We start from the raw sequence: 4,343 nt of genomic DNA, 5'->3' as shown, positions 1-4,343 counted from the left end.
AAGAACATGCCGCTGACCGAGGCCGCCCAGACCGTGCAGGTGTCGGCGTACCCCGACCACTACGCGCAGTGGGAGAAGCAGGCCGCCGACCTCGTCGCCAAGCACTGGAACAACAGCTGACTTTATTCGGGGGGACTGCTGGCCGGCACCCGATCACCGGGCGCCGGCCAGCGGCACATCCACCCGACCGACGGCCGGCACCACGGGATACCGGGGCGCCGGCCATCGGCGTATCCGACCCACGGGGCGCCGACGGGCGGCCCGGCGGCGTTCGGCGGGGGTGGGAACACATCGGCAGGTGGGCTGGTTGAATGAGGTGTCGGTGTGTCCAGTGTCCCCGGGCCTCACCTAAATTGCCTTCGCGGAATACCGTCTGGCTGGAGCCGCGTCGCGCCACTCGCCGAGAGGCGACCTGCACACCGACACCAGCGCCGCCCCCGAGCCCACCCGGGCCCGGGGGCGGCGCTGTCTGCGCGTACCCCAGGGGAGCGGGGCTGGGCTCCGACGGCGGCGTACCCCCGGGCCCCAAGCGGGGTTGGCGACCAGCGGGGAACCGTCGCGCGGACGCCCGGAGCGCGTCGGGCGGCGGCGGGGAACGGTCGCGCGGACGCCGACCCGGGCGGGGCCGGAAGATGATCGGCCGCGCGGGTCGCGGGGTGGGGTCGGCTGCCCTAATGTTCGAGGAGTCGACGTCGACGTCGGGTGGCCGGAGAGGAGGTGTCACCGATGGGTCTGCGGACCTTCATCGAGGGCTGGCCGGTCTACCGGCAGCTCACCGGCACCGATCCGCTCGGCCGGGGTGCCGCGGCGCAGTCGGAGCGGTCGGCGGAGCTGACCGCGCGCACGGAGACCGCGGACAGCATGGCCCGTTCGGTCTGCCCCTACTGCGCGGTGGGCTGCGGCCAACGCGTCTACGTCAAGGACAACCGGGTCACCCAGATCGAGGGTGACCCCGACAGCCCGATCTCGCGCGGCCGGCTCTGCCCGAAGGGCTCGGCCAGCCGGAGCCTGGTCACCAGTCCGCTGCGGCAGACCAAGGTCCGCTACCGCCGGCCCTACGGGACCGAGTGGGAGGATCTGGAACTCGACGTCGCGGTCGACATGATCGCCGACCGGATCCTCGCCGCGCGCGCGGCGACCTGGGAGGACGTCGACACCGAGGGCCGGCCGCTGAACCGCACGCTGGGGATCTCCAGCCTGGGCGGGGCGACGCTGGACAACGAGGAGAACTACCTCATCAAGAAGCTGTTCACGGCGATGGGGGCGCTCCAGATCGAGAACCAGGCCCGTATTTGACACTCCGCCACCGTCCCCGGTCTGGGGGCCAGCTTCGGTCGCGGTGGCGCGACGGACTTCCAGCAGGACGTCGCCAACGCTGACGTCATCGTCATCCAGGGCTCGAACATGGCCGAGGCCCACCCGGTGGGTTTCCAGTGGGTGATGGAGGCCAAGCGGCGCGGCGCCAAGGTGTTCCACGTCGACCCGCGGTTCACCCGCACCAGCGCGCTGGCCGACACGTACCTGCCGATCCGCGCGGGCTCGGACATCGCGCTGCTGGGTGGCGTGGTCCGCTACATCCTGGAGAACGAGCTGGACTTCCGGGAGTACGTGCTGGCCTACACGAACGCCGCGACGATCGTCAGCGAGCGGTTCGTCGACGCCGAGGACGGCGACGGCTTCTTCTCCGGCTTCGACGCCGAGACCGCCAGTTACGTGCAGGACAGCTGGCAGTACGAGGGACACGAGGGTGATTCCGGCAGCGGGCACACCGCGAAGGAGCGGGACAGCGCTGCGGGCCTGCGGCACGAGTCGCACGGCGCGCAGGTGGGCGGGCAGACCCGGCAGGACGAGACGTTGCAGCACCCGCGCTGCGTCTACCAGATCCTCAAGCGGCACTTCGCCCGCTACACCCCGGAGATGGTGGAGCGGGTCTGCGGCATCCCGCAGGAGAAGTTCCTGGAACTGGCCCGCGCCTGGACGGAGAACTCCGGGCGGGAACGCACCGGCTGCCTGATCTACTCCGTCGGTTGGACGCAGCACAGCGTCGGCGTGCAGTACATCCGCACCGGCGCGATCATCCAGTTGCTGCTGGGCAACATGGGCCGCCCGGGTGGCGGCGTGCTGGCGTTGCGCGGGCACGCCAGCATCCAGGGCTCCACCGACATCCCGACGCTCTACAACCTGCTGCCTGGCTACCTGCCGATGCCGCACCACGCCGACAACCCGACGTTCGACGAGTGGGTGGACACCATCCGGCACCCCGGGCAGAAGGGGTTCTGGGGCAACGCGCGGGCGTACGCCGCCAGCCTGCTCAAGGCGTACTGGGGGGACGCCGCGACGCCGGAGAACGACTTCTGCTACGGATACCTGCCGCGGCTGACCGGCGACCACGGCACCTACCAGCAGGTGCTCAACATGATCGACGGCAAGGTCAAGGGCTACTTCCTGCTCGGTCAGAACCCGGCGGTCGGTTCGGCGCACGGCCGGGCGCAGCGCCTGGGCATGGCGAACCTGGACTGGCTGGTGGTCCGCGACCTGTTCATGATCGAGAGTGCGACCTTCTGGAAGAACAGCCCCGAGGTGGCCACCGGCGAGATCGTGCCGCAGGAGTGCCGCACGGAGGTCTTCTTCCTGCCGGCCGCCTCGCACGTGGAGAAGGAGGGCACCTTCACCCAGACCCAGCGGCTGGTGCAGTGGCGGGAGAAGGCCCTCGACCCGCCGGGCGACGCGCGCTCCGAGCTGTGGTTCTTCTACCACCTGGGGCGCAAACTGCGGGAGAAGCTGGCCCGCTCCGAGCTGCCACGCGACCGGGCGCTGCTCGACCTGGCCTGGGACTACCCCACGCACGGCCCGGAGGCGGAGCCCAGCGCCGAGGCGGTGCTGCGCGAGATCAACGGGTACGACGTGGCCACCGGGCGCCCGCTGTCGTCGTTCGCCGAGGCGAAGGAGGACGGTTCCACCGCCGTGGGCTGCTGGATCTACGCGGGCGTGTACGCCGACGGCGTCAACCAGGCCGCCCGCCGCAAGAGCCGCCACGAGCAGGACTGGGTGGCCGCCGAGTGGGGATGGGCGTGGCCGGCGAACCGCCGCACCCTCTACAACCGCGCCTCCGCCGACCCGCAGGGCCGGCCGTGGAGCGAGCGGAAGCGTTACGTCTGGTGGGACCCGGAGGCCGGCGAGTGGACCGGCTACGACGTGCCGGACTTCGAGAAGACCAAGCCGCCGACGTACCGGCCGCCGGAGGGCGCGGCCGGTCCGGAGGGCATCGCCGGCGACGACGCGTTCGTCATGCAGGGCGACGGCAAGGGCTGGCTGTACGCGCCCAGCGGGGTGCTCGACGGCCCGCTGCCGACGCACTACGAGCCGGCGGAGTCGCCGGTACGCAACCCGCTCTACCGGCAGCAGGCCAACCCCACCCGCAAGGCGTACGCGCACCCGGTGAACTCGGTGAACCCGAGCCCGCCGCAGGAGCACAGCGAGGTCTTCCCGTACGTGTTCACGGTCAGCCGGCTCACCGAGCACCACACGGCGGGCGCGATGAGCCGCAACGTGCGTCCGCTGGCGGAGTTGCAGCCGGAGATGTTCGTCGAGGTGTCCCCGGAGCTCGCCGCCGAGCGGGGGCTGGCGCACCTGGGCTGGGCGCACCTGGTCAGCGGGCGGGCGGTGATCGAGGCGAAGGTGCTGGTCACCGACCGGCTCACCCCGCTGCGGGTGGACGGCCGGGTGATCCACCAGGTGTGGCTGCCGTACCACTTCGGCTTCGAGGGCCTGGTGACCGGCGACTCGGCCAACGACCTGTTCGGGATCACCCTGGACCCGAACGTGCTGATCCAGGAGAGCAAGGTCGGTACCTGTGACGTCCGTCCAGGTCGCCGGCCCACCGGCCCGGCCCTGCTCGACATGGTGGCGGACTACCAGCGGCGGGCCGGGATCGTCCCCGGCCACCCCACCGGGAACATCACCCCGGGCGCGATCGGCGGCGACACCCTCTCCGACGCAGCCGGCAGCGACGGGAGCCGCAATGATTCCTGACCCGAACAGCCTGTACGGGCCGCTGGATCCCGCTCCGGACGCCGGCTGGCACGACGCGCCGCCCCGGATGGGTTTCTTCACCGACACCAGCGTCTGCATCGGCTGCAAGGCCTGCGAGGTGGCCTGCAAGGAGTGGAACGACGTTCCCGGCTCCGGCCTGGACCTGCTCGGGATGTCGTACGACAACACCGGCGCGCTGACCGCCAACTCGTGGCGGCACGTGGCGTTCATCGAGCAGCCTCGCCCGGCCGGGCACCGGACGCCGCCGTTCGCCGGCACCCCGACCGGCGGGTCGGTCAGCGCGTCGTCGG

General features: G+C 71.4%; 1 protein-coding gene and 1 pseudogene. Both read left to right on the top strand.

Translation table 11 applies throughout. From position 1 onward, the window contains the following. The first annotated feature begins 726 nt into the window (after positions 1-726). Positions 727-4,032 carry a formate dehydrogenase gene (gene fdh, locus NCC78_RS28255; protein WP_250798319.1) on the top strand — a complete coding sequence of 1,102 codons (3,306 nt, stop codon included), beginning with the start codon at positions 727-729 and terminating at the stop codon, positions 4,030-4,032. Then, positions 4,025-4,343: pseudogene (locus NCC78_RS28250) on the top strand (4Fe-4S dicluster domain-containing protein); the annotation flags it as partial. The gene fdh and the pseudogene NCC78_RS28250, both read left to right, overlap by 8 nt.

Origin of the sequence: Micromonospora phytophila (assembly GCF_023656545.1) — a bacterium.
In the GTDB taxonomy this organism is placed as follows: domain Bacteria; phylum Actinomycetota; class Actinomycetes; order Mycobacteriales; family Micromonosporaceae; genus Micromonospora; species Micromonospora phytophila.
Note: the sequence above shows the minus strand (reverse complement) of the source record. Positions and strands in the feature narration are given on the sequence as shown.